The sequence below is a fragment of the Phenylobacterium sp. genome, from assembly GCF_041916435.1.
GTDB lineage: Bacteria > Pseudomonadota > Alphaproteobacteria > Caulobacterales > Caulobacteraceae > Phenylobacterium.
The window spans coordinates 329,549-353,075 of the sequence record NZ_JAYRZM010000002.1; the positions used below are offsets into that span (position 1 = coordinate 329,549).

At 71.4% G+C, this 23,527-nt stretch carries 25 protein-coding genes; 15 read left to right on the forward strand and 10 right to left on the reverse strand.

Going from position 1 to position 23,527, the window contains the following annotated elements; all coding sequences use genetic code 11:
* Positions 1-15: 15 nt before the first annotated feature.
* Positions 16-912, reverse strand: coding sequence for a LysR substrate-binding domain-containing protein (locus tag ACE3TA_RS06450; RefSeq protein ID WP_374571712.1), 897 nt, complete (start codon positions 910-912; stop codon positions 16-18).
* A 98-nt stretch (positions 913-1,010) separates the two neighbouring features.
* Between ACE3TA_RS06450 and ACE3TA_RS06455 the strand changes: the two genes are divergently transcribed.
* Both ACE3TA_RS06455 and ACE3TA_RS06460 read left to right on the forward strand, forming a co-directional pair.
* The gene (locus ACE3TA_RS06455; RefSeq protein ID WP_374571714.1) at positions 1,011-1,178 is read left to right on the forward strand and encodes a hypothetical protein; all 168 of its coding nucleotides are present in this window, start codon (positions 1,011-1,013) and stop codon (positions 1,176-1,178) included.
* A gap of 107 nt (positions 1,179-1,285) precedes the next feature.
* Positions 1,286-1,633: a PilZ domain-containing protein gene (locus tag ACE3TA_RS06460; RefSeq protein WP_374571716.1), complete on the forward strand. Its 348-nt coding sequence runs from the start codon at positions 1,286-1,288 to the stop codon at positions 1,631-1,633.
* Positions 1,634-1,640: 7 nt separating this feature from the next.
* Here the strand turns inward: ACE3TA_RS06460 and ACE3TA_RS06465 are convergent, their stop codons facing one another.
* Together ACE3TA_RS06465 and ACE3TA_RS06470 are read right to left on the reverse strand one after the other, a co-directional pair.
* Positions 1,641-2,426 carry a hypothetical protein gene (locus ACE3TA_RS06465; RefSeq protein WP_374571718.1) on the reverse strand — a complete coding sequence of 262 codons (786 nt, stop codon included), beginning with the start codon at positions 2,424-2,426 and terminating at the stop codon, positions 1,641-1,643.
* A 13-nt stretch (positions 2,427-2,439) separates the two neighbouring features.
* The gene (locus ACE3TA_RS06470; protein ID WP_374571720.1) at positions 2,440-6,075 is read right to left on the reverse strand and encodes a hydantoinase B/oxoprolinase family protein; all 3,636 of its coding nucleotides are present in this window, start codon (positions 6,073-6,075) and stop codon (positions 2,440-2,442) included.
* 71 nt (positions 6,076-6,146) lie between these two features.
* Here ACE3TA_RS06470 and ACE3TA_RS06475 point away from each other — a divergent pair, with 71 nt between their 5' ends.
* The 4 genes from ACE3TA_RS06475 to ACE3TA_RS06490 all read left to right on the forward strand — a co-directional run bounded on the left by ACE3TA_RS06475 (position 6,147) and on the right by ACE3TA_RS06490 (position 8,855).
* Positions 6,147-6,842 (forward strand): TerB family tellurite resistance protein, encoded by a 696-nt coding sequence (locus tag ACE3TA_RS06475; protein WP_374571722.1) that lies wholly within the window; start codon positions 6,147-6,149, stop codon positions 6,840-6,842.
* A 165-nt stretch (positions 6,843-7,007) separates the two neighbouring features.
* A complete protein-coding gene (locus ACE3TA_RS06480; protein ID WP_374571724.1) occupies positions 7,008-7,229 on the forward strand; it encodes a hypothetical protein in 222 nt (73 codons plus the stop codon).
* Between the two features lie 107 nt (positions 7,230-7,336).
* Entirely contained in the window at positions 7,337-7,627 is a 291-nt protein-coding gene (locus tag ACE3TA_RS06485; protein ID WP_374571726.1) for a putative quinol monooxygenase, read from the forward strand.
* 4 nt (positions 7,628-7,631) lie between these two features.
* Positions 7,632-8,855: an acyl-CoA dehydrogenase family protein gene (locus ACE3TA_RS06490; RefSeq protein WP_374571728.1), complete on the forward strand. Its 1,224-nt coding sequence runs from the start codon at positions 7,632-7,634 to the stop codon at positions 8,853-8,855.
* 18 nt (positions 8,856-8,873) lie between these two features.
* Here the strand turns inward: ACE3TA_RS06490 and mgtE are convergent, their stop codons facing one another.
* Positions 8,874-10,244, reverse strand: a complete 1,371-nt coding sequence (mgtE, locus tag ACE3TA_RS06495) for a magnesium transporter (protein ID WP_374571730.1) — start codon at positions 10,242-10,244, stop codon at positions 8,874-8,876.
* A gap of 207 nt (positions 10,245-10,451) precedes the next feature.
* A complete protein-coding gene (locus ACE3TA_RS06500) occupies positions 10,452-11,057 on the reverse strand; it encodes a hypothetical protein (RefSeq protein ID WP_374571732.1) in 606 nt (201 codons plus the stop codon).
* Between the two features lie 276 nt (positions 11,058-11,333).
* Here ACE3TA_RS06500 and ACE3TA_RS06505 point away from each other — a divergent pair, with 276 nt between their 5' ends.
* The 6 genes from ACE3TA_RS06505 to ACE3TA_RS06530 all read left to right on the forward strand — a co-directional run bounded on the left by ACE3TA_RS06505 (position 11,334) and on the right by ACE3TA_RS06530 (position 16,611).
* Complete coding sequence (locus tag ACE3TA_RS06505; RefSeq protein WP_374571734.1) at positions 11,334-12,065, forward strand: phosphatase PAP2 family protein; 732 nt, start codon at positions 11,334-11,336, stop codon at positions 12,063-12,065.
* A gap of 89 nt (positions 12,066-12,154) precedes the next feature.
* A complete protein-coding gene (locus ACE3TA_RS06510) occupies positions 12,155-13,297 on the forward strand; it encodes a serine hydrolase domain-containing protein (RefSeq protein ID WP_374571736.1) in 1,143 nt (380 codons plus the stop codon).
* A 91-nt stretch (positions 13,298-13,388) separates the two neighbouring features.
* On the forward strand, positions 13,389-14,489 hold the full coding sequence (locus ACE3TA_RS06515) for an NADH:flavin oxidoreductase (RefSeq protein WP_374571738.1): 1,101 nt from the start codon (positions 13,389-13,391) through the stop codon (positions 14,487-14,489).
* 124 nt (positions 14,490-14,613) lie between these two features.
* Positions 14,614-15,114, forward strand: coding sequence for a hypothetical protein (locus tag ACE3TA_RS06520; protein ID WP_374571740.1), 501 nt, complete (start codon positions 14,614-14,616; stop codon positions 15,112-15,114).
* Between the two features lie 10 nt (positions 15,115-15,124).
* Positions 15,125-15,598, forward strand: coding sequence for a GFA family protein (locus ACE3TA_RS06525; protein WP_374571742.1), 474 nt, complete (start codon positions 15,125-15,127; stop codon positions 15,596-15,598).
* 110 nt (positions 15,599-15,708) lie between these two features.
* Complete coding sequence (locus ACE3TA_RS06530; protein ID WP_374571744.1) at positions 15,709-16,611, forward strand: FAD:protein FMN transferase; 903 nt, start codon at positions 15,709-15,711, stop codon at positions 16,609-16,611.
* On the opposite strand, the gene ACE3TA_RS06535 is transcribed toward ACE3TA_RS06530, so the two are convergent.
* Complete coding sequence (locus ACE3TA_RS06535; RefSeq protein ID WP_374571746.1) at positions 16,601-17,044, reverse strand: EF-hand domain-containing protein; 444 nt, start codon at positions 17,042-17,044, stop codon at positions 16,601-16,603. The genes ACE3TA_RS06530 and ACE3TA_RS06535 overlap by 11 nt on opposite strands.
* A gap of 304 nt (positions 17,045-17,348) precedes the next feature.
* On the opposite strand from ACE3TA_RS06535, the gene ACE3TA_RS06540 reads away from it, so the two are divergent.
* Positions 17,349-18,242, forward strand: coding sequence for a TauD/TfdA dioxygenase family protein (locus ACE3TA_RS06540; protein WP_374571748.1), 894 nt, complete (start codon positions 17,349-17,351; stop codon positions 18,240-18,242).
* Between the two features lie 21 nt (positions 18,243-18,263).
* On the opposite strand, the gene ACE3TA_RS06545 is transcribed toward ACE3TA_RS06540, so the two are convergent.
* The 4 genes from ACE3TA_RS06545 to ACE3TA_RS06560 all read right to left on the reverse strand — a co-directional run bounded on the left by ACE3TA_RS06545 (position 18,264) and on the right by ACE3TA_RS06560 (position 21,271).
* Positions 18,264-19,175, reverse strand: a complete 912-nt coding sequence (locus tag ACE3TA_RS06545; RefSeq protein WP_374571750.1) for an SMP-30/gluconolactonase/LRE family protein — start codon at positions 19,173-19,175, stop codon at positions 18,264-18,266.
* A 50-nt stretch (positions 19,176-19,225) separates the two neighbouring features.
* On the reverse strand, positions 19,226-19,744 hold the full coding sequence (locus tag ACE3TA_RS06550; RefSeq protein WP_374571752.1) for a dihydrofolate reductase: 519 nt from the start codon (positions 19,742-19,744) through the stop codon (positions 19,226-19,228).
* 32 nt (positions 19,745-19,776) lie between these two features.
* Positions 19,777-20,637 carry a thymidylate synthase gene (locus ACE3TA_RS06555; RefSeq protein WP_374571754.1) on the reverse strand — a complete coding sequence of 287 codons (861 nt, stop codon included), beginning with the start codon at positions 20,635-20,637 and terminating at the stop codon, positions 19,777-19,779.
* A gap of 79 nt (positions 20,638-20,716) precedes the next feature.
* Positions 20,717-21,271 carry a DUF924 family protein gene (locus ACE3TA_RS06560; RefSeq protein WP_374571756.1) on the reverse strand — a complete coding sequence of 185 codons (555 nt, stop codon included), beginning with the start codon at positions 21,269-21,271 and terminating at the stop codon, positions 20,717-20,719.
* Between the two features lie 150 nt (positions 21,272-21,421).
* Here ACE3TA_RS06560 and ACE3TA_RS06565 point away from each other — a divergent pair, with 150 nt between their 5' ends.
* Positions 21,422-22,261: an RcnB family protein gene (locus tag ACE3TA_RS06565; protein WP_374571758.1), complete on the forward strand. Its 840-nt coding sequence runs from the start codon at positions 21,422-21,424 to the stop codon at positions 22,259-22,261.
* 164 nt (positions 22,262-22,425) lie between these two features.
* The gene (gene ilvC, locus ACE3TA_RS06570; protein ID WP_374571760.1) at positions 22,426-23,445 is read left to right on the forward strand and encodes a ketol-acid reductoisomerase; all 1,020 of its coding nucleotides are present in this window, start codon (positions 22,426-22,428) and stop codon (positions 23,443-23,445) included.
* Positions 23,446-23,527: the final 82 nt, after the last annotated feature.

Genomic DNA, 23,527 nt, shown 5'->3' on the forward strand with positions numbered 1-23,527 from the left:
AGCCGGGCTTTGGGATCAGGCTTGGCTGTCTTCGGCGACCTGGCCGGCCATCCAGTCGCGGAAGGCGGCGATCTTGGGTGAGCGCCGGCGCTCCTTCGGATAGACCAGCCAATACTGGCTGTAGGGCATCTCGACCGGCACGGGCTGGATCAGCCGGCCTTCGGCCAGCTCCCGCCGCCACAGGAACGGCGAGCCCAGCGCCAGCCCCTGGCCGGCCAGCGCCACGCCCACCTCGATCACCTGGCTGTCGGTGGCCAGGCGGGCTCCGGCGGCGGCTCCGGCGTCGGTGACGCCGGCGGCCTCGAACCACTGGGCCCATTCGGAATCCTCGCCGATCCGGGGCGTGTCCAGCAGGTCCTGCGCCCGGCCAAGCCCGCCGTGCGCCCTGGCGAAGGCCGGCGTGCACAGCGGCGTCAGGTCCGCCGGGCCCAGGTGATGGCTCTCCAGGCCCGGCCAGTCGCCCCCGCCGCCGCGGACCGCCACGTCGAAGGGCTCGCGCTGCAGGTCGACCACCCGGCTGGAGACCTCCAGGCGCACGGCGATCTTCGGGTGGGCGAGCTGGAAGTCGCCCAGCCGCGGGGCGAGCCATTGGCCGGCGAAGGAGGGCAGGGCGGTGATCGACAGCACCCCCTCGGCGGTCTCGGTCAGTTCGCTCAGCGCCCCGCGAAGCAGGCCGAGCGCCTCTGTCGCCGCGCGGGCCAGGCGCTCGCCGGATGCGGTCGGCTCCACCTGCCTGGGCAGGCGCACGAACAGGGACTGGCCCAGCCGCTTCTCCAGGGCCTTCACCTGCCAGCTCACCGCCGCCTGGGTGATCCCCAGCTCCTCGGCCGCGCGGGTGAAGCTCTTCAGGCGGGCGGCGGCCTCGAAGACGCGGATAGCGCTGAGCGGGATCTGGGCGAGGATGTCAGACATAAGAAGAGCTAATGTATAGACGAGGAGGACCCGTTTGTCCCGAGGGCTTCAAAGGCTGAAAATCCGGCCATCTCAAGAGCTGGAAGCGAGTCCTCGCCATGGAAGAGGCGCATCGGAAGCATAAGGAAGTCCCATTCGGCTGGGTGCTCTGGATCGGCCAGGCGCTGGCCGCCGTTCGCCGCCGCCGCGCGCGTCGCGCGCCCTGGCGCGAGCCGCTGGCCCTGACGCCGCCGGACGACCTGAACCGGCTGTCGGCGCCCCATTGAGCGGGTCCTGTCGCGACAGGCTTCGCCGAGGTGGCGCCAAGCTTGAAGCCGCAACCCCAGGGCGTCGCATACCGGGACGCCCGAGGCTCCAGCTGGGGGAGACTTCAATGCGCGCCACCGCCAACGACAACATCCGGCCCGAGCGCCGCTCGGAGCGCCGCCGCAAGGTGCTGATGAGCGGCAAGATCGCCTGGCGCGACAACATGTTGTCGGGCGACTGCACGATCCGCGACCTCTCGGACGGCGGCGCGAAGGTGCGCCTGGCCGATCCCCTGGCCCCGAATGATCCGGTGCTGATCGTCCTGCGCACCGGCCAGGCGTTCGCCGCGCGCACCGCCTGGCGGCACGGCGCCCTGGCGGGCCTGGCCTTCGAGGAAAGCTACGACCTGACCCAGCCGGGCCCGGAGCCCATGCCTTACACCCGCCGTCTGTGGCTGGACCAGCTTCCCCGCTGAGCGCCGGTCAGTTCGCCGGGGCCGCCTCGCCGGCCTGGTCCGAATTCGTGGCGGCGTTGGTGGACGGCGCCAGCAGCCGGTCGATGCTGAGCGCTCCGTCGTCGGCCGGGCTCTCGGCGGGCGGCGCTTCCGGCGCGGCTTCCGGCGTCGGCGCGGCGGCGGCGTCCGGCGCCGCTTCGGGCGGCGTCTCGGGCGCGGCGTCCACGGCCTCGGTGGGGTCGAAGGTCGCCCCCATCAGCGTGGCCTCGGTCTTCAGCCGCGTGGCCGTGGTCATGCAGATCTCGGGCAGGGTCCAGCTCATCCATTCCTGCGCCACGCGCGCCTTGGGCATGGTCGCCGCCGCCGTCCAGGTGGAGCGGCCCTGCTTGACGGCCTGCTGGCCGCGGGCGCTGATCGGCTTCAGGCTGGCCTTCTCGGCGGCCTGGATGGCGCCGGCGAACAGCTTCAGGTTCGCCCGGCCTTCCTTCTGCATGTCGCTGTAGACCTTCAGGTCGTCGGCCAGGTTCGAGCCCGGCCGCCGCCAGGTGGTCTCGATGCGCGTCACCTCGGGCATCACCTGGTCGTGCAGGTCCAGGTAGCCGCCGAGCGCGCCGTAGCACCAGGCCACCAGCCCGTAGTCGTCGTGCGGCGCGCCGACCGGATAGACGGGCGGGGCAGGGGCGTCGTCGGCCGCCGGCGCCTCCGCGGCGGGCGCATCCGGCGCGGCCGCCTCGGCGGGCGGCGCCTCGGCCGGGGCGGCGGCTTCGGGATCGGCGGCCGCGAACAGGGCCAGGGCGAAGAGCAACACGGACATCAAGGCGCGATCCCTAGGGCGATACTTGCGGCGGCGCGCCATGGCCCCCGCCCCCGGGGGTCTCGATCTCGATCGCGTCGCCAGGCTGCACCGTAACGGAGAAGCAGCCGGAAAGCTCCCTTACCTCGCCCGCCGCCGTGATCCAACGCTGGGCGCCGGGCAGGGCGGGCCCGCCGCCGGCCAGGCCCTGGGGCGCGTGCTCGCGCCGGGTGGAGAGCAGGGCCGCCTCCATCGGGGCCAGGAAGCGGATGCGCCGCACCGCCCCGTCGCCGCCGCGCCGCAAGCCCGCGCCGCCGGAGCCCAGGCGGATGGCGAAGGTCTCCACCCGCACCGGGAAGCGCCGCTCCAGGATCTCCGGATCGGTCAGGCGCGAGTTGGTCATGTGGGTGTGCACGGCGCTGGCCCCGTCGGCGTCGGCCGTGGCGCCGGCCCCGCCGCATAGGGTCTCGTAGTACTGCCGCTCTTCGTCGCCGAAGGTGAAGTTGTTCATGCTGCCCTGGGCGTTGGCCATCACCCCCAGCGCCGCATAGAGCGCGTCGACCACGTGCTGGCTGGTCTCCACGTTGCCCGCCACCACGGCGGCCGGCGGGCGCGGCGCCAGCATCGAGCCCGGCCTGGTGATCACGCCCAGCGGCTCCAGGCAGCCGGCGTTCAGCGGGATGTCGTCGTCCACCAGGCTGCGGAACACGTAGAGCGCGGCGGCGTCGACGATCGCCGAGGGGGCGTTGAAGTTCGACGGCAGTTGATCGGCCGAGCCGGTGAAGTCGAGCACCGCCTCGCCCCTGGCGGCGTCCACCGTGGTGCGCACCACGATCCTGCCGTCCCCGTCCATGGGGACTTCGGCCGAGCCGCTCGAGAGCCGGCCCACCGCCCGGCGCACGCAGGCCGCCGCGTTCTCCTGCACGAAGGTCATGTAGCGGTGGACGGCCTGGGGCCCGTAGGTCTCGATCATCTGGGCGACCGAGGCCGCGCCCGCCTGGCAGGCGGCGATCTGCGCCTTCAGGTCGGCGAGGTTGCGCTCCGGCGCGCGGGCGGGCCAGGGGCCGGCGGCGAGCGCCGCGCGGGTCTGATCCTCCAGGAAGACGCCGTCCTGCATGATCGGCAGGGCGTCCAGCAGCACGCCTTCCTCCTCGATCGTGCGCGAGAAGGGCGGCATGGAGCCGGGCTGGATGCCGCCCACGTCGGCGTGGTGGCCCCTGGCAGCGACGTAGAAGGCCGGCTCGCGCCCCTCGTCCATGAACACCGGCATGACCACGGTGATGTCCGGCAGGTGGGTGCCGCCGGCGTAGGGGTTGTTCAGGGCGAAGGCCTGGCCGGGGCGAAGGCGCGGGTGGCGCTCGCGCACGGCCCGCACGCTGGCGCCCATCGAGCCCAGGTGCACCGGCATGTGCGGGGCGTTGGCCACCAGTCCGCCGTCGGCGTCGAACAGGGCGCAGGAGAAGTCCAGCCGCTCCTTGATGTTCACCGAGTGGGCGGTGCGCTCCAGGGCCGCGCCCATGGCCTCGGCCACCCCCATGAAGCGGCGGTTGAAAAGTTCCAGGGTGACCGGGTCGGGCCTGTCCAGGGCGATCTCGGCGCGCCGGGCCTGGCCCGCGCGCACCAGTCGGATCAGGCCGTCCTCGCCCGCCAGCGCCCGCCAGCCGGGCGTCACCGCGATCTGGGTGTCGCCGCGCACGATCAGCGCCGGCCCCTCGGCGGCGCTCAGCGCCTCGGCCGGGATCACCGGGGCGTCGTGGAAGGCGCCGGCGGCGTAGAGGCGGATGGTGTCGAAACCCCCCTCGGTCGCTTCGCGACAGCTCCCCCAGAGGGGGAGCATCTTCGCGCCGGACAGATCCTCCCCCTCTGGGGGAGGTGGCGGCGAAGCCGACGGAGGGGGAGTTTTAAATTCCGGCTCCGCAGCCTCGGCCTCCACCGCCGCGATCAGGAGGGGCCGCGCCGGCTCGACGAAGCCGAACAGGCGCCGGTGCGCCGCCTCGAAGGCGGTCCTGGCGTCGGCCAGGTCCGAGAGCGGAACGGGCAGCTCGGCGTCGGCGCCGTCGTAGCGCAGGCGCAGGGTGCGGCGCGCCTCGCCGGCCCGCGCGCCCTGTTCGGCCAGCGCGGCCTCGGCCTCGGCGGCTAGGGCGTCCAGCGCCGAGCGCGCCTCGTCCAGCCCCTCGGCGGAGAGCGGCGTCTCCAGCCCCGCCTGCCGCAGGGCCGTCACCCGCGCCTGGCCGATCCCCCAGGCCGAGAGCACGCTGCCGTAGCGCGGGCACAGCACCTCGGCCGCCCCCAGCGCCTCGGCGGTCTGGCAGGCGACCTGGCCGGCGGCCCCGCCGAACGCCACCAGGGCGTGGTCGCGCGGGTCGAAGCCGCGCTCGGTGGAGATGCGCCGCACCGCCTGGGCCATCTGCTCGACGGCCACGGCGACGAAGCCCTCTGCGGCGGCCTCCAGGCTTTCCGCGCCCATGGCCTTGGCCAGTTCGGCCAGGCGCGCGCGGGCGGCGGCCGCGTCCAGCGGCGCGTCGGCTCCCGGCCCGAACACCTTGGGGAAGCGGCGCGGGTCCAGCCGGCCGAGCACGAGGTTGGCGTCGGTCACCGTGGCCGGGCCGCCCCGGCCGTAGGCGGCGGGCCCGGGATCGGCGCCGGCGCTGGCCGGGCCGGCGCGGGCGCGAAAGCCGTCGAAGGCCAGGATCGAGCCGCCGCCGGCGGCCACGGTCTCCACGTCCAGCATCGGGCTTCTGAGGCGCGCGCCAGCCACGCGGGCCGTGTCGCGCCGCTCCAGGGCGCCGGCGAAGCGGCAGACGTCGGTGGAGGTGCCGCCCATGTCCACGCCCAGCACGGCCAGGGCGCCCGCGGCGTGGGCGGTGCGGGCCACGCCCACCACTCCGCCGGCCGGGCCGGAAACCACCGCGTCGCGCCCGCGGAAGGCCTCGGCCCGCACCAGCCCGCCGGCCGAGGTCATGAAGTAGAGCGGCGCGCCGGCCACCGCGCGGGCCACCCGGTCCACATAGGCGCGCAGCACCGGCGTCAGATAGGCGTCGGCCACCGTCGTCTCCGCGCGCGGCACGAAGCGGGGCAGGGGAGAGACCTCGTGGCTCAGGGCGACGAAGGAAAAGCCCGCCGCCTCGGCGATCGCGCCCGCCGCCAGCTCGTGCTCGGGATTGAGGTCGGCGTGCAGGAAAGCGACGGCGCAGGCGGTGAATCCCTCAGCCGCGGCCGCCTCCAGCCGGGCCTTCAGCGCCGCGCGATCCAGCGGACGCGCCACAGAGCCGTCGGCCGCCAGCCGCTCGTCGGCCTCGACCACGGCCTCGTACAGCGGCGCGGGGCGCTCGATCTTCAGGGCGAACAGGTCGGGCCGGGCCTGGTCGCCGATGACCAGGGCGTCGGCGAAGCCCGCCGTGGTGACGAACAGGGTGCGCGCCCCGCGCCGCTCCAGCAGCGCGTTGGTGGCCACCGTCGTGCCCATCTTGATCGCCTCGACCCGGTGGGCCGGGAACGGATCGCCGGGGGCCGCGTTCAGCACCCGCCGCATGGCCTCGACGGCGGCGTCCTCGTAGGCGGGCGAGGCGGAGAGCAGCTTGAGGGAAACCTCGGCGCCGTCGTCGGAGCTGGCGATCACGTCGGTGAAGGTGCCGCCCCTATCGATCCAGAAAGCATATCGCCTGTCCAAAACTTAACCTTCCAGAGGTTCGATTGTCGTTGTCACGGCGCCGGCGCGACTCTAGGCTTCCGCTTACTCCCATGAGCTTTTGGCGCAAAATTGCAGGGCTCGCGGCCCGCCGTCCCGACTTCGCGGACTGCCCCGATTGCCCTCCCGGCATGCCGGGCGAAGACCCGGCGTTCTCGACCGCGGTGACGGCGCTTGGCGCGAAGCTGGCCAAGGCCGACGGCAAGGCCCGCGACATTGAATACGAGACCTTCGCCGAGGTGTTCCACCCCGAGGGCCGCTCGGCGCAGGACGTGCGCCGGTTCTACGAGTTCGCCCGCCAGACCACGCGCGGCTTCGAAAGCTACGCGCGGCGGCTGGCCAAGCGCTACGCCGGCTGCCCGCAGATCCTCGAGGACGTGCTGGACGGCCTGTTCCACATCGCCACCTCCGACGGGACGGTGACCGACGACGAGATGGCCTACCTGGAGCGGGTGTCCGACCTGTTCGCCATGTCGCCGCTCGCCTTCCGCCGGCTGAAGGCGACGCACCTGGGCCTGGCCGAGGACGACCCCTACGCCATCCTGGAGACGCCGCACGACGCGCCCGACGAGGAGCTGCGCGCGGCCTGGAAGCGGGCGCTGGTGGAAGCCCACCCCGACCGGGCGCGCGCCCGGGGCTTGCCGGCCGAGTTCATCGCGCTCGCCGAGGCCAAGGCGGCGGCCATCAACGCCGCTTTCGACGCGGCCATGCGCGAGCGCCGCGCTCTGGCGCCTGCGGGTGCGGCATGATGTCGGATCGCGCGGTTTTTGGTGCTAGAGTGCTTGATCGCCGGCCGCGCCATGCCGACATGAACTGCAGGCCGTAAGAAGACGGCGGAGGCGAAAGAGATGGTCAGGGAATTCGCAACTCGTCCCGGTTCGGCGTTTCGCAGCCTCGTCGCCGTAGGCGGCGCCTTGGCGACGACCCTGGCCGTGGCGATCGGCGCTGTCCTGGCCCTCTTCTTCGCCGCCACCGTGGTGGTCATCGCGGTGATGGCCAGCGCGCTCCTGGCCCTGACCGGCCTGGCCTTCCGCGCCCGCCGCGGCGCCGCCCGCCGGCGCACCGACGGGGTGATCGAAGCCCATCACCTGGGCGGCCACCACTGGGTCGCCTACGGCTGGAACGACCGGCCCTGACCGCCGCGCGCGGCTAGACGCTCCCATATCGCTTGCATCGAACGCGCCTTGCTCCCGGCGCGCGCGCCGACTACCGTCTGCGTTCAAACAAGTGTTGGGAGAACGACATGATCGGCGTGGTGGCGACCCTCAAGGTCCAGGAAGGCAAGGGCGCTGAATTCGAAGCGGTGTTCAAGGATCTCACCGCCCAGGTGAAGGCCAACGAGCCCGGCTGCCTGATGTACCAGCTCACCAAGAGCCGCACCGACCCCACGGTCTACAAGGTGCTGGAGATGTACGTCGACGCGGACGCGCTCAAGCACCACGGCGGCACCGACTACTTCAAGGCCGCCGGCGCCAAGATGGGCCCCTGCATGGGCGGCCGTCCCGAGATCGAATATCTGGACGCGGTGGAGTAGGGCCATGGACCTGGAATTCAACGCTGAAGACCTGAAGTTCCGCGACGAGGTCCGCGCCTTCATCGCCGAGGCCTTCGACGAGGACATGCGCGCCAAGTCGGCCCAGTCCAAGAACGGCCACATCGACAAGGAAGGCCAGGTCCGCTGGCTCAAGCGCCTGCACGACAAGGGCTGGATCGCCCCCGACTGGCCGACCGAATACGGCGGCACGGGCTGGAGCCAGGCGCAGAAGTACATCTTCGACATGGAGATGGCGCTGGCCGGCGCCCCGTCCACCTCGAACATGGGCCTGAAGATGTGCGCCCCGGTGGTCATGGCCTTCGGCACGCCCGAGCAGAAGGCCCAGCACCTGCCCAAGATCCTGTCGACCGACGTGTGGTGGTGCCAGGGCTATTCGGAGCCCGGCTCCGGCTCGGACCTGGCCTCGCTCTCGCTCAAGGCCGAGCGCGACGGCGACCACTACGTGCTGAACGGCTCGAAGATCTGGACCACCTACGCCCAGTGGGCCGACTGGATGTTCTGCCTGGTGCGGACCTCCTCGGAGGGCATCCGCCAGCAGGGCATCAGCTTCCTCTTGCTGGACATGACGACGCCGGGGATCACCATCTCGCCGATCCCCACCCTGGACGGCCCGCCCGAAGGCGACCAGGAGGTCAACCAGGTGTTCTTCGAGAACGTCCGCGTGCCGGTCTCCAACCGCATCGGCGAGGAGGGCAAGGGCTGGACCTACGCCAAGTACCTCCTGCAGTTCGAGCGCGGGAACCCCTATGCGGCGGGCCTGACCAACCAGCTCAACAAGGTGCGCAAGATCGCCAGCGTGGAGGCCTCCGATGGCGGCCGGCGGATGATCGACGACCCGGACTTCCGCCGGAAGCTCTCGGAGATGCAGATCAAGGTCGACACGTTGAACGCCACCGAGCTTCGCATGTTCTCGGCCCGCGCGGCCGGCGAGGCGATGGGCGCGGCGTCCTCCATGCTCAAGCTGGAAGGCAGCCAGGCCCAGCAGGCGGTGACCGAGTTGGCGCTGGAGGCGGCCGGGCTCTACGCCCAGCCCTTCGTGCGCGACACCTGGGCCGAGCTGCGCGGCGAGACCAACGTGCCCCGCGCCGGACCGGACTACGCCGCCACCGTGGCGCCGACCTACTTCAACTACCGCAAGACCTCGATCTACGCCGGGTCCAACGAGATCCAGCACAACATCATGGCCAAGATGGTGCTGGGGCTCTGACGAGCCCCAGCCGTCTGGTCACAGGAGCGTGCCGTGCAGGATCAGCAGGGCCACGCTGAAGTAGATCACCAGGCCGGTGACATCCACCAGGGTGGCCACGAACGGCGCGGAGGCGCTGGCCGGGTCGAAGCCTAGCCGTTTCAGCACGAACGGCAGCATCGATCCGGCGAGCGAGCCGAACGTCACGATGCCGACGAGCCCGGCTCCGACGGTCAGGGCGATCAGCAGCCAGTGCGGCCCGTAGTCGTACACGCCGAGGCTCTGCCAGACGCCGATGCGGATGACGCCGACGACGCCCAGGATGGCGCCGAGCGCCAGTCCCGTTGGGATCTCGCGCAGCGCCACCTTCCACCAGTCGCCCAGGCGGACCTGGCCGAGCGCCAGGGCGCGGATCAGCAGCGAGGTGGCCTGCGAGCCGGAGTTGCCGCCCGAGCTCATGATCAGCGGTATGAACAGGGTCAGCACCACGGCTCGGGCCAGTTCGTCCTCGAAGTGCTGCATCGCGCTGGCGGTGAGCATCTCGCCGATGAACAGGGCGCTGAGCCAGCCGGCGCGCTTGCGGATCATGGTCGGGAAGGTGATCTGCAGATAGGGCTCGCTCACCCCCTCGACGCCGCCGAACTTCTGCACGTCCTCGGTGCTGGCCGCGACGATGGAGTCGATGACGTCGTCGACGGTCACGATGCCCAGCACCTGGCCGCGCGCGTTCAGGATCGGCAGCGCCAGGAGGTCGTGGATCGAGATCAGCCGCGCCACCTCGTCGCGGTCGGCGTCGGCCGGCGCGGTGATCGGCGCGCGCGCCGGCGCCGCCTCCAGGATCGTGGCCTCGGGATCGGCGATGATCAGTTGGCGCAGGGTCGCCACGCGCACCAGGGCGCGCGTCTGCGGATCGACCACCAGGATCGCGTAGACGGTCTCGCGGCTGTGCTCCACCTGGCGGATGTGGCGCAGGGTCTCGGCCACCGTGGCCGTGGCCGGCACGCTGACGACCTCCGTCGTCATCAGGCTGCCGGCCGTGCCCTCGGGATAGGCGAGCAGCAGCTTCAGCGACTGGGCGGTCTCGAAGTCGACGCCGGACAGCAGCGCCGTGCGGTCCTCGGGATCGAGCTCGCGCAGGGTGTCGGCTGCGCGGTCCGCGGACATGGCCTTGAGCAGCCGCGCGCCCAGGCCCTCGGGGAGCCTCAGGATCAGCTCGCCCGCGCGTGCGAGTTCGGGCCGGTCGAACACCTCGGCCGCACGTTCCAGGGGCAGGTGCGCCACCACCGACGCGGCGGTCTCGGCGTCCTGCGCGTTCAGCCGCGCGACGACGTCGGCGACATGCTCGTCGAACGCCTCGGCGAGCAGGATGGGATCGACGGGCGCGGCCGCCGTGATGCGGAAGTCTTGCATGGCTCACCTTTCGATCCGCCGTCGGGCGGGTCGTGGCGAGCAAACCCCGGAAGGTCAGGCCACGAGCGGGCGCGACGGCGAAGGCGATCGACTACTGTCGCTCGGCATGGGGTTGGGTTCCTGTGTTGTGCGGCGCGGCGCTGGCCGGGCTGCGCGCCGGGCAAATGATCCTTCCGGGCCTCTTGGTCAAGCCCTGGACGCGCCTCGTCAGCAACGATGGAAGACGGCGCAGCCGATGCCGGGATATCCGGCGTCGCCCGGCAGTTCGTGGTAGCGCTTCATCGCCTCCTTGTGGCGGGCCTCCCGGGCGAACTCGCCGTCGGCGCCTTCGTCCTTGTCGGGGTCGCTGGCGCGGGTGAAGGCCCGCGCCGCCTCGGCTTCGCGGCGGCAGTCGGCGCTCTCCCGCTCGGTCCCCCGATCCTTGGGATCGCACCGCGGCCGCCGGGGCTGGGCGGGGGCCTGAGCGCGCCGGCCGTCCAGGAACGGCGCCGAGAAGAGATCCTCTGTCCGAGCGGCGTCGGGCGTCGGCGTGGCCGGCCCCGGCTCGACCGGGGCGGGCGGCGGGGCGGGGACGTGCAGGCGCGGGGCCGAGGGCTTCGACGGTGTCGCCGCAGGCGTCCGCCGCGCCTGGCGGGGCGCGAGGTCGACGAGCCGCACCTGGATGGCCGGCGTCTCGGCCAGCGGCTCGACGTCGCCCTTCAGGTGCGCCAGCAGGGCGAACGCTGCGAGGTGCGCGGCGGCGGACAGGGCCAGCACCGCCCACCTGCGGCGGCGGCTGGAACGGTCGTCGCGGGCGAGGGTCGTCGCGGTCATGGCTGGCTCCCGCGCGAAGCGAGACTGTAGACCGTGACAACTCTATGGCGAAGCCGCCCCGACGAGGGCGGGACACGCCGGATTGATCGCCCGCCCGGCGGGCGCCGCGGCGCTCGTCAGCCGGTTCGGCCGGCTTCAAGGCGGTCAGGATAAGTCTATACGAAACAACGCCTTGAACTTGGAAACTGATTCGCCGAATCACTTGGTTCAGCCGGTACGCGGAGCTGTCACGACGGGCTGCTATCAGCGACCGTTTGTCGGTTCGGGAGATTCGTCATGCGCGCGTTCGTGGTCGCGTTCACCCTGGTCCTGGCCGCGCCGGCCCTCGCAGAGCCCGCGCCGGCCCCGGCGGTGCAGGCCGATCCCGGCGGCTATCTGGCGCCCTCGGCCAGGCCGGACCTGACGGTGGCCCTCGCGCCGCCGCCGGCGCCGGGCTCGCCGCGCGCCAAGGCCGACGCGGCGATCTTCGCCGAGACGCGCGCCCTGCGCGGGAGCGAGCGCTGGAAGCTGGCGACGGCCGACGTCGACGGCGAGGCCTACGACCAGTTCGCCGAGGCCCTGGGCGTGCGCCTGACGCCGCAGGAGGCCCCGGTGCTCACCGCGCTCCTGGAGCGGGCCGGCGACGACCGCTCGGTGGTGGGGGACGCCAAGGCCCACTGGGGGACCAAGCGCCCCTACATCGGCACGGACCAGCCGATCTGCCAGCCGAAGACGGCGCACCTGGCGGGCAATCCCGACTATCCGTCCGGTCACTCGGCCTATGGCATGCACGTGGCGATGATCCTGGCCGAACTGGCGCCGCAGCGGGCCGCGGCCCTCTATGCGCGCGGGCGCGAGTTCGCCGAGAGCCGCTACATCTGCGGGGCGCACAGCTACAGCGCCGTGGAGGCCGGCATCCTGGCCGGCGCGCTCATCTACGGCGCCGAGCAGTCCTCGCCGGCGTTCCGCCGGGACATGGAGGCGGCCCGGATCGAGGTCCAGGCGGCGCTGGCCCGCGCCGGCCGATAGCCGCCCGCCGTCCTTCCGCGCCTTGCCAGCGGCGCGGCGCCTGACGCACTGTCGCGCTCGGCCGCGGGCCGGGAGGAAGGAACGCCAGGATGACGACGGATTTCGAGAGCCGCCTGCAGGCGGCCGTGGCCGCGGGCGAGATCGCCGGCGCGACGGCGGTGGTCGTGGATCGCGACGGGGTGGCGTTCGAGACGGCCAAGGGCCTGCGCGCGGTCGGCGGCGAGGCGGCCATGACGCCGGACACCGTGTTCTGGATCGCCTCCATGACCAAGGCGGTCACCTCGATCGCCGCCCTGCAACTGGTGGAACGGGGCGTGCTCGACCTCGACGCCGACCTCTCCGGGCTCGTGCCGGAATTTCGCGACCTGAAAGTGCTGGAAGGCTTCGACGAGGCGGGCGCGCCGCGCCTGCGTCCGGCCAGGCGGGCGCCGACCCTGCGCGAGCTGCTGACCCACACCTCCGGCTACGCCTACGGCTTCCTCTCGCCGGACCTCCTGCGCCTGGGCGGGCCGGTGAACACCGGGACCAAGGCCGACTACATCCAGCCCCTGCAGTTCGATCCCGGCGAAGGCTGGGTCTACGGCGTGGGCATCGACTGGGCCGGCTTCGTGATCGAAGCGGCCAGCGGCCAGAGCCTGGACGCCTATTTCGCCGAGCACGTCTTCGGCCCGCTCGGCATGGCCGACACCGCCTTCGTCCCCGGCCCCGAGCAGGAGGCCCGCCGCGCCGGCGTGCACGCGCGCCTGCCGGACGGGAGCCTCGCGCCGATCCCCTTCGCCATGCCCCAGGGGCCGGGCGCCTGGTCGGGCGGCGGCGGGCTGTTCAGCACCGCGCGCGACTACGGCCGCTTCGTGCGCATGCTGTTGAACGGGGGCGAACTGGACGGCGTGCGCCTGCTGTCGCCGCAGACCGTGGACCTGCTCAGCCAGGTGCACACCGGCGAACGCCGCGCCGGCGCCTGGAAAAGCGCCCTGCCGACCATGACCAACGACGTCGACCTGTTCCCGGACATGCGCACCGGCTGGGGCCTGGCGACCATGATCACGCCCGAAGCCGGCCCCAACGGCCGCAGCGCCGGCAGCCTCGCCTGGGCGGGCCTGGCCAACTGCTACTACTGGGTCGACCGGGCGGCCGGGAAGGGCGGGGTGTTCATGAGCCAAGTCCTGCCGTTCGGCGACGCCAAGGCGCTGGAGCTGTTCGGCGCGCTGGAGGCCGAGGCCTACGGGCGATAGGCGCTCTAGCCGCTTTCAGAATTTTTGAGCTGCGGCCGCGCGCCGGCTTCGGCTAAACCTCAGTTCGAACAGCCGTTTGAACGGAGCCCCCATGGCCGCCGACGCCCTCTTCCAGCCCTTCGCCTTCAAGGGCCTGAACCTCAAGAACCGCATCGTGATGGCGCCGATGACGCGCTCGTTCTCGCCGGGCGGCGTGCCCACCGAGGAGGTGGCGCAGTACTACAAGCGCCGGGCCGCCGCCGAGGTCGGGCTGATCGTCTCCGAGGGCACGGGCGTGAACCGGCCGGCGTCGCTGAACGATCCCAACGTGCCGCGCTTCCATGGCGACAAGGAGCTGGCCGGTTGGAAGCGGGTGATCGAGGCCGTGCACGAGGCGCACGGCGCCATGGCCCCGCAGCTCTGGCACGTGGGCGCGGTGAAGACGCGCGATCCGGAATGGACCCCGCCTGGGCCCTACGACAGCCCCTCGGGCCTGTCGCGTCCCGGCAAGCAGTTCGGCGAGGCGATGACCGACGCCGAGGTGGCCGACGCCATCTCCGCCTTCGCCGAGGCGGCCAAGGCGGCCAAGGACCTCGGCTTCGAGGCGGTGGAACTGCACGGCGCCCACGGCTACCTGATCGACCAGTTCTTCTGGGAAGGCACCAACGTCCGCGAGGACGCCTACGGCTCCAAGGAGCTGCCGGGCCGGGCGCGCTTCGCCGCCGACATCCTGCGCGCCGTGCGCAAGGCCGTCGGCCCCGACTATCCGGTGATCATCCGCATCAGCCAGTGGAAGCAGCAGGACTACGAGGTCAAGCTGGCCCACGATCCCAAGGCCATGGAGGCCTGGCTCGGCGCCCTGGTCGACGCCGGCGCCGACATCCTGCACTGCTCGCAGCGCCGGTTCTGGGAGCCGGAGTTCGAGGGCTCGGACCTCAACTTCGCCGGCTGGGCCAAGAAGCTGACCGGCGTGCCCACCATCACCGTCGGCTCGGTCGGCCTGAGCGGCGAGTTCATCGCCTCCTGGGGCGGCGAGCAGAGCCAGCCCGCCTCGCTGGACGAACTCCTGCGCCGGCTGGAGCGCGGCGACTTCGACCTGGTGGGCGTCGGCCGGGCGCTGCTGCAGGACCCGGAGTGGGCGCTGAAGGTGAAGGAAGGCCGCACCGGCGAGCTGATGAGCTACGACCGCGCGGCCCTGGCCACGCTGAGCTAGCAGGCGCCGACGTCCTCGGACGGGGAGGCCGGCCGCCAATCGGCGCCCGCCTCCTTGATCCCGCCACGGGTCTGGCGCCTGATGCGCGCCGTTGGTCCAAGGCGTTGAGGGAAGATCGGTCGGCATGGCTCAGTTGCGTTCGGGCGCCCAGGTTGCGGAGAGCTTCGCCGGCCGGGGGCTGCGCCGGTGGATTCCCATGGCCGCCGTGGTCGCGGCCGTCGGCATCGGCTTTGCGGTGCTGTTCATCTCCCAGAACACCGCGCACAACCAGGCCATCGCCGGCGCCACGGCCGGCGCCAAGCCCTGGGAGCTGGTGGGCCCGGCCTGCCCGGAGGGTTTCTCCGGGCCCTGGGCCAATCCGCAGTACGCCCCGAACAAGCCGCTGGTGTTCAACGGCGTGCGGTTCTCCCGCCGCGCCGGGCACGTGGACTGCTCCGCCGTGGCCGCCGGCAAGGGCGACAAGGAGGACTATGTGCCGCTGTGCCAGTTCTCCGGCCCGATCGTGCTGGAGGTGACGACCGCCAAGGGGACCTTCCACTTCCAGCCCGGCGTCGGCAAGCCCGCGAGCGTGTCGGTGGTGGACGGGACGCCGCGCTGCGTGATGGCGATCAGCGTCCAGTTCTAGGGAGGCGGCCGTGGGCGAGACCTTCGAGGGCGCGTGCTTCTGCGGGGCGGTGCGCTATCGGCTGAAGAGCCGGCCGATGTTCGTCCACTGCTGCCATTGCCGCGACTGCCAGAAGCAGACCGGCGGCGCCTTCGCCGTCAACGCCCTGATCGAGACCGACCGCATCGAGATGCTGGCCGGCGAGCCGCGCCCCTGGCGGATGAAGACCGAAAGCGGACGCCCGCACGACGTCTACCGCTGTCCCGACTGCGCCGGCCCCCTGTGGTCGGACTACGGCGGCCGGCCGGCCCTGCGCTTCGTGCGGGTGGCGACGCTCGAAGATCCGGCCGCCCTGCCGCCGGACGTGCACATCTTCACCCGCTCCAAGCTGCCCTGGGTGAAGCTGGAGGACGGCGCGCCGGCCTTCGAGGTGTATTACGACATGCGGACCCTGTGGCCGGCCGACAGCCTCGAGCGGCGTCGCGCGATCCTGGGCCACGGCTGACAGCGCCGCGCTGGCGATTTCGCCTTGAGGCGCTCCGGCCTCGGCGGCGTCGTATGCGGTGAAGGCTGCGCGTCGTGGACGCGCGGTCACTGGCAGCGCGGGCCGATGGCGTGACCACCTACACCCACGAGTTCTTCGCCATGGCCTCGGATTGCTCCCTGAGGCTCGAGGTCGAGGACGCCGGGCTCGCCCATGCGGCGGCGGGCGCGGCGGAGGCCGAGGTGAGGCGCATCGAGGCCGTCTATTCGCGCTATCGGGCGGACAGCGTCATCTCGAAGATCAACGCCGCGGCGGCCGCGGGCCGCGACATCGCGGTCGGCCCGGAGACGGCGGGCCTGATCCGCTTCGCCCAGGCCTGCCATGCGCGCAGCGACGGCGCCTTCGACGTGACGACGGGGCCCCTGCGCGAGGTCTGGACCTTCGCCGAGCCGCGGCTGCCGGACCCGGCGCAGGTCGCGGCCCGGCTGCCGCGGATCGGCCTGGACAAGCTGCGCCTGGCCGACGGCCGTCTCGGCTTCGCGCGGCCGGGCATGGAGATCGACTTCGGCGGCGTGGGCAAGGAATACGCGGCCGACCGCGCGGCCCGCATCTGCATGGATCTCGGCGTCCGCCACGGCTTCGTGAACCTGGCCGGCGACATCCGGGTGATCGGCCCGCAGCCCGACGGGGCGCCCTGGCGTTTCGGCGTGCGGCACCCGCGCGAGCCGGAGGCGGCCGTGGGCGTGTTCGAATTGTCGGAGGGGGCGCTGGCGACCAGCGGCGACTATGAGCGCTTCTTCGAGATCGAAGGGCGGCGCTTCTGCCACATCCTCGATCCCAGGACCGGCTGGCCGGCCCGGGGGCTGTCGTCGGTGAGCGTCGTCGCCGGCCAGTGCCTCGTGGCGGGGGCCCTGGCCACGGCGGCGATGGTGCTCGGCCGGTCCGGCGCCGCCTGGCTCGCCGGGCTGGCCGTGAGTCACCTCGTCGTCGACGAGCCGTCTGTCGGCGTCGAGCCGCTGGTCGTCACGTGTTGATGTCGAGGACGCCGCCGGCCGGAGCGTTGGGATCGACCGTGGTCGCGTCCAGTTGGTTCAGCCCGTTCAGGCTGTCGGCCAGCGTCTGCGAGGGCGAGGTCGACGAGGCGGTCCCCTGCGCCGCGTCCCCCGAACGCAGCGAGACCATCAGTTGGGTCATGGTCGAGATGAAGTCGGCCTTGGACACCGAGCCCGTCCCCTGCGGGTCGAGGGCCGAGAAGATCGCGTCCGCGCCCTGCGCCTTGAACACCGACGGAGGGTTCTTGGTCTGGAAGGCCTGTTCGAATTGCGACTTGCCGATCGTCCCGGTTCCCGCCGTGTCGATGGCGTCGAACAGGTTGGACATCTTCTGCCGGGGCGGGGCGCCGCGGCTGGCGCCCGACATGGCGTGCATCTGGCCGGCGGCGGCGGCCCCCGAAATCTCCATGCTCATCGGTGAGCTCCTCAATTGCGGCCCGCTCAAGACGTCGCGGGCGACACTCAAGTCAATCGATTCAGGTTAATTGAGTCTAAATATCGTGAATTGACGCGCCATATGAAACCCCTATTCGCGCGAACATTATAATCAATATCAAACTACGACTATATTTAGTCCGGCGATCGACTGAATACATCTGGATTATGCTGCTTCAGGCGTGCCTAGAGTCGTGGTGAATGCTGTGCCGCCGCATGGCTGGGCGCGCCGGCTGCTTCGCGCGTGGCGCCAGGCTATAGTCGGCGAAAACCCGGGAGGTCCTATGTCCGTCGCCACGGCCAATCCGCGCGTCCGCAGCGGCCCGCGCATCCGCAACGCCGCCGGGCGCGCCGGCGAGTACCGCCATATCCGCGTGCGCCGCCTGAGCCCGGTGATCGGCGCCGAGATCGAGGGCGTGGACCTGTCCGCGCCGCTGGACCCGGAGGTCGTCGAGGAGATCCGCGAGGCGCTGGCCGACAACCTGGCCGTCTTCTTCCGCGACCAGCCGATGACCGCGGCCCAGCACAAGGCGTTCGGCGAGCTGTTCGGCGAACTGCACCTGCATCCGGCCGCGCCGCACGTGCCCGGTTTTCCGGAGGTGATGATCATCGCCGCCGACGCCGACTCCAAGCGGGCGAACGGCGAGGGCTGGCACACCGACGTCTCCTGCGACGCCGAGCCGCCGATGGGCTCGATCCTGCAGATCCTGGAATGCCCGCCGGAGGGCGGCGACACGATCTTCGCCAACATGTACGCGGCCTACGAGGCCCTGTCCGACCGCATGAAGGCGCACCTGGACGGGCTGACCGCGGTGCACGACGGCGAGCACGTCTACCGCGGCCTCTACGCCAACCTCGGCGTGGCCGACAAGCCGAGCTATCCCAGGGCCTCGCACCCGGTGGTGCGCACCCATCCCTGGACCGGCCGCAAGAGCCTCTATGTGAACCAGGCGTTTACGACGCGCATCGAGGGGCTGCCGCAGGAAGAGAGCGACGCCCTCCTGCGCTACCTCTACCAGCACCTGCAGCACCCGCTGTTCCAGTGCCGGTTCAAGTGGACGCCGGACGCGGTGGCCTTCTGGGACAACCGCTGCGCCCAGCACCATGCGATCTGGGACTACTGGCCCCACGCCCGCTCGGGCCGGCGGGTGACGATCAAGGGCGAGCGGCCGGTCTGACGCGGCCGCCCGCCGTTCCCGTCAGGCGTTGAAGTTCAGCTTCAGGCCCGGCCGCGGCCAGCGGGCCTTCATCAGCTTGCCGGTCGCCGAGCAGGTGACCCAGGCGTCCTTCATGTCCGCGCCGCCGAAGCAGATGTTGGTGACGATCAGGTCCGGGAAGGCGAAGTGCTCGGCCGAGCCGTCCGGGTCGAAGGCGGTGATCCCGCCGTTGATGATGGTGGCCACGCACACCTTGCCGGAAGCCTCCACCGCCAGGCTGTCCAGGAGCTGGTAGCCGGGCAGGTTGCACACCACGCGGCCGGGGGCGAAGCCGGGCGCCGGCCCGAGCACGCCGGGCTCGGCCACGTCGAAGGCCCACAGCCGGCCGAGCTGGGTGTCGGCCAGGTAGACCACCTTCTCATCGGGCGACAGGCCGATGCCGTTGGGCGAGACGATGTGGTCGCGCTGGCGGCTGATGTGCGAGCCGTCGATCTTGGCGTAGTAGATGCCGCCGTACTTGCGCCCGTCCGGCGTGGAGCAGCCGTGGTCGGAGAACCAGAAGCCGCCCTGCTTGTCGAAGACGATGTCGTTGGGCCCCACCAGGGGCTTGCCGTCGCACTCGGTGTAGAGCGTGGTCAGCGCGCCGGTCTTCAGGTCGAAGCGCTGGATGTAGCCGCCCTTGTGGCTCGGCGGCGTCGGCCCGGGGATCGTCAGGCCCTGGTTGTCCAGCCACTCGAACGAGCCGCCGTTGTTGGTGATGTAGATCGCGCCGTCCGGGCCGATGGCCGCGCCGTTGGGCCCGCCGCCGGTCTCGACCACCGTTTCCTTCCTGCCGTCGGGCGTCACGCGGGTGAGCCTTTGCCCCTTGATCTCGGTGAGGATCACCGAGCCGTCGTTCATGGCGATGGGGCCTTCCGGAAACTCGAATCCTTCGGCGATCACAACCGCGTCCATGCCTGCGTTCCCTCTGGGTTATCGTTGATAGGGCGCGACTATAGGCAGGCTCAGCGGCGTTCGAGAACCCTTATCGTGAAAGGAAATTCGTCGCCTTCGCCGGCCGGATGGGCCTCCCGGCGCACCTCAGTCCAGGCCGCCTCGTCGAAGGCGTCCAGGCGGATGTCGCCGTCCACTTCGGCGTCCACCTCGGTCAGGTAGATGCGCCGCGCGCGGGGCAGGGCCATGGCGAACAGCGAGGCCCCGCCGATCACGCACACCTCGTCCTTGCCGTCGTCGGCGGCCTGGTCGCGGGCGATGCCGACGGCCTCGGAGAAGTCCTCGCAGACGATGGCGCCCTTGGCTTCGAACGAGCCGTCCTTGGAGAGCACGATGTTGGTGCGGCCCGCCAGCGGCCTTTTCGGCAGGCTCTCCCAGGTCTTGCGGCCCATGATCACGGGCTTGCCCATGGTCACGGCGCGGAAGTTGGCCAGGTCCGTCTTCAGCCGCCAGGGCAGAACGCCGCCGCGGCCGATGACGCCGCGCCGGTCGCGGGCGATGGGGCCGGCGGTCAGGATCACGTGGGACATGGGCCTCGATTAGCCCGGCGCGGGGCCCGCGCCTAGACCGCGATCGGCGCGGCGATGGCCGGAAGGGGGCGGTAGCCCTCGAGCTTGAAGTCCTCATACTCGAAGGCGAACAGGTCCCGCTTGTCGGCGATGGTCATGCGCGGCAAGGCTTGGGGGCCGCGCGTGAGCTGCTCGCGGGCCTGGTCCAGGTGGTTCAGGTAGAGGTGCGCGTCGCCCAGGGTGTGGACGAACTCGCCCGGCTCCAGCCCCGTCACCTTGGCCACCATCATCGTCAGCAGCGCATAGCTGGCGATGTTGAACGGCACGCCCAGGAACACGTCGGCCGAGCGCTGGTAGAGCTGGCAGGAGAGCTTGCCGCCCCCCTTTCCGTTCGGCGCCACGAAGAACTGGAACAGGCAGTGGCACGGCGGCAGCGCCATGTCGTCCACGTCGGCCGGGTTCCAGGCCGAGACGATGTGGCGGCGGCTGTTCGGCGTGGTCTTCAGGCTCTCGACCACGGCCGAGATCTGGTCGATCACGCGCCCGTCCGGCGCCGTCCACGAGCGCCACTGCTTGCCGTAGACCGGCCCGAGCTCGCCGGCCTCGTCGGCCCACTCGTCCCAGATGCTGACGCCGCGCTCCTGCAGCCAGCGCACGTTGGTGTCGCCGCGCAGGAACCACAGCAGCTCCAGGATGATCGACTTCCTGTGCAGCTTCTTGGTGGTCAGCAGCGGAAAGCCCTGCGCCAGGTCGAAGCGCATCTGCCGGCCGAACACGCCCAGCGTGCCCGTGCCGGTGCGGTCGCCGCGCTCGACGCCGTTTTCCAAGATGTCCCGCAGCAGGCCGAGGTACTGCCACTCCGGATGATCGTCCGGTGCGACATAGGTCTCGGCGATGGCGGCGTAGGCGTTCATAGGCGGTCCTGGCTAGCAGCGAATCAAAGCTGATTCGCGGCGCCCGACGACTGCGGCGAAGCGCTCGTCCACAATCGTGTCAGCCCTTGAATCCGCCGCTCTCCAGGAACGCCGCTTCTTCCGGCGTCGTGGTGCGGCCGAGGGCGGCGTTGCGGTGAGGGAAGCGGCCGAAGCGGGCGATGATCTCCTCGTGCAGCACCGCATATTTCAGCCATTCGCCGTCGCCGGTCTCCTCGCGCAGGCGGGTGCACAGGCGCACCGAAAGCGCCTGGTCGGCCAGGGTCTCGGAGTGCTCGAAGGGCAGGTAGAAGAAGACCCGAAGCTGCGGGTCGACATTGCGGTCGTGGCCGGCGTCCAGGGCCGCGCGGGCGATGGCGAGCGCCTTGCCGTCGGTGGCGAAGGCGTGGCCGGACTCGCGGAACAGGTTGCGCGGGAACTGGTCGAGCAGCAGCAGGAGCGCCAGCGCCCCCTCCGGCTCGGCCGCCCAGCCGTCGTAGGCGCCGCGGGCGGCGGCGAAATGCACCGGCTCGAAGCGCAGGCGCAGCGCCTCGTCGAACGCGGCGCTCTTGGCGAACCACTTCTGGGGGCCGGCCGTTCGCCAATAGCCCACGACGTCCTGAGGCGTGGCCGCCATCCGCCTGACCCTCCGTTGGTTGCGAGGCCGCCTGTGTCCCGCGCCCGGGCCGCTTGTTCAACCCCCGTTCAGCCAAGTCCGCGCATGAACGTTAACGAAGGGACGAACTGGCCCTGCGCCTTTCGCGCCGGCCAATTCGGAAAGACGAGGATGAAGAAGGTTATCACCACCGCGCTCCTGGCCGCCTTGCTGGCCTCGAGCGCCGCCGAGGCCCTGGCGCAGGACGCCGACCGCGGGTGGAACGGCGGCCAGCGCACGCGCTCCAGCGGCTCGCCGGACCGGCCGAACGGCGAGGCGCGGGCCTATCGCGCCGCCCCGGCGGCGGCGCCTCAACAGCAACCGCAGCAACAGCAGCAGCAGCAGCAGAGGTCGGGCGAGGTCCGCCGCGCCGGGCCGGCCGGCGTGCTCGTGCGCCCGGACTCGCGTCCGCCGCCGCCGCCGCAGACCGCCCCGCAGCCGCCCCGCGCGCCGACGCCCCGGCCCGCGCCGCGGCCGCCGAGCGCCGACAACCATCAGAACTGGAACGGCGGCGGCGACCGTCACGACTGGAACAACCGCCCCGGCGACGGCCGTCCCGGCGATGATCGCTACGACAACGACCGGGGCGACCGCGACCGCTACAGCGGCGACCACGACTGGAATCGCGACCGCGACCGCTACCAGCCCTACTGGAACGACAGCCACCGGCCGAACGACCGCGACCGGCCGCGCTACGACCGGCGCTACTATCCGCCGATCTACCAGACGCCGCGCCGCTACCATGTGACGCCCTACCGGCCGCCGGCCGGCTGGTACGCCTACGGCTGGAGCTTCGGCGACATCCTGCCCAGGGCCTGGTACGGGCCGAACTACTTCATCGACGACTGGTGGGCCTATGGCCTGCCCATCCCGCCGTTCGGCTATGAATGGGTGCGGGTGGGCGACGACGCCCTGTTGGTGGACACCTACACCGGCCGCGTCGTCCAGGTGGTCTACGACCTGTTCTGGTGACCGATCCGCCGCATGCGGCGCCGTGCGGGGCGTCGCATGCGGCGAAGGCTCCCGAATCTCGCGCCGTCGCTTGACCTTTCGGCAAAAAAACGGTCGATAGCGCGGCCTTCGCTGCGGCGCCGTTGCGCAAGCCCGCGGCTATCACTGAGTTCAGGAGAACAATCATGCGCGTCTACTACGATCGCGACGCCGACCTCGCCCGCATCCTGGACAAGAAGATCGCCATCGTAGGCTACGGCTCCCAGGGCCGCGCCCACGCGCTCAACCTCGTGGATTCCGGCGTGAAGAACGTCGCCGTCGCCCTGCGTCCCGGCTCGGCCACCGCCAAGAAGGTGGAAGCCGACGGCCTGAAGGTGATGAGCGTGGCCGAGGCCGCCGCCTGGGCGGACGCCATCATGGTGCTGGCGCCCGACGAGCTGCAGCGCGGCATCTACGCCGAAGAGATCGCCCCCAACATCAAGGACGGCGCGGCGCTGCTCTTCGCCCACGGCCTGAACGTGCACTTCAACCTGATCGAGCCCAAGTCGACCATCGACGTCCTGATGGTCGCGCCCAAGGGCCCGGGCCACACGGTGCGCGGCGAATACCAGAAGGGCGGCGGCGTGCCGTGCCTGATCGCGGTGCACCAGAACCCCACCGGCAACGCGCTCGACTTCGGCCTGGCCTACGCCTCGGCCATCGGCGGCGGCCGCTCGGGCGTGATCGAGACCACCTTCCGCGAGGAATGCGAGACCGACCTGTTCGGCGAACAGGCCGTGCTCTGCGGCGGCCTGGTGGAGCTGATCCGCGCCGGCTTCGAAACGCTGGTCGAGGCGGGCTACGCCCCCGAGATGGCCTATTTCGAGTGCCTGCACGAGGTGAAGCTGATCGTCGACCTCATCTACGAGGGCGGCATCGCCAACATGAACTACTCGATCTCCAACACGGCTGAGTACGGCGAGTACGTGACCGGCCCGCGCATCGTCACCCCCGAGACCAAGGCGGAGATGAAGCGCGTCCTGGAGGACATCCAGTCGGGCCGCTTCGTGCGCGACTTCATGCTGGAGAACGCGGTGGGCCAGCCCAGCTTCAAGGCCACCCGCCGCCGCGCCTCCGAGCACCAGATCGAGGACGTCGGCCAGCGCCTGCGCGCCATGATGCCCTGGATCACGAAGAACAAGCTGGTGGACACCGCCCGCAACTGATCGCGGCGTCCATCGCTGGAGCATGGGGGGCGGATGCGAATCCGCCCCCTTTTTCTTTGCTGCTGACCTGTCTGGTCATCGA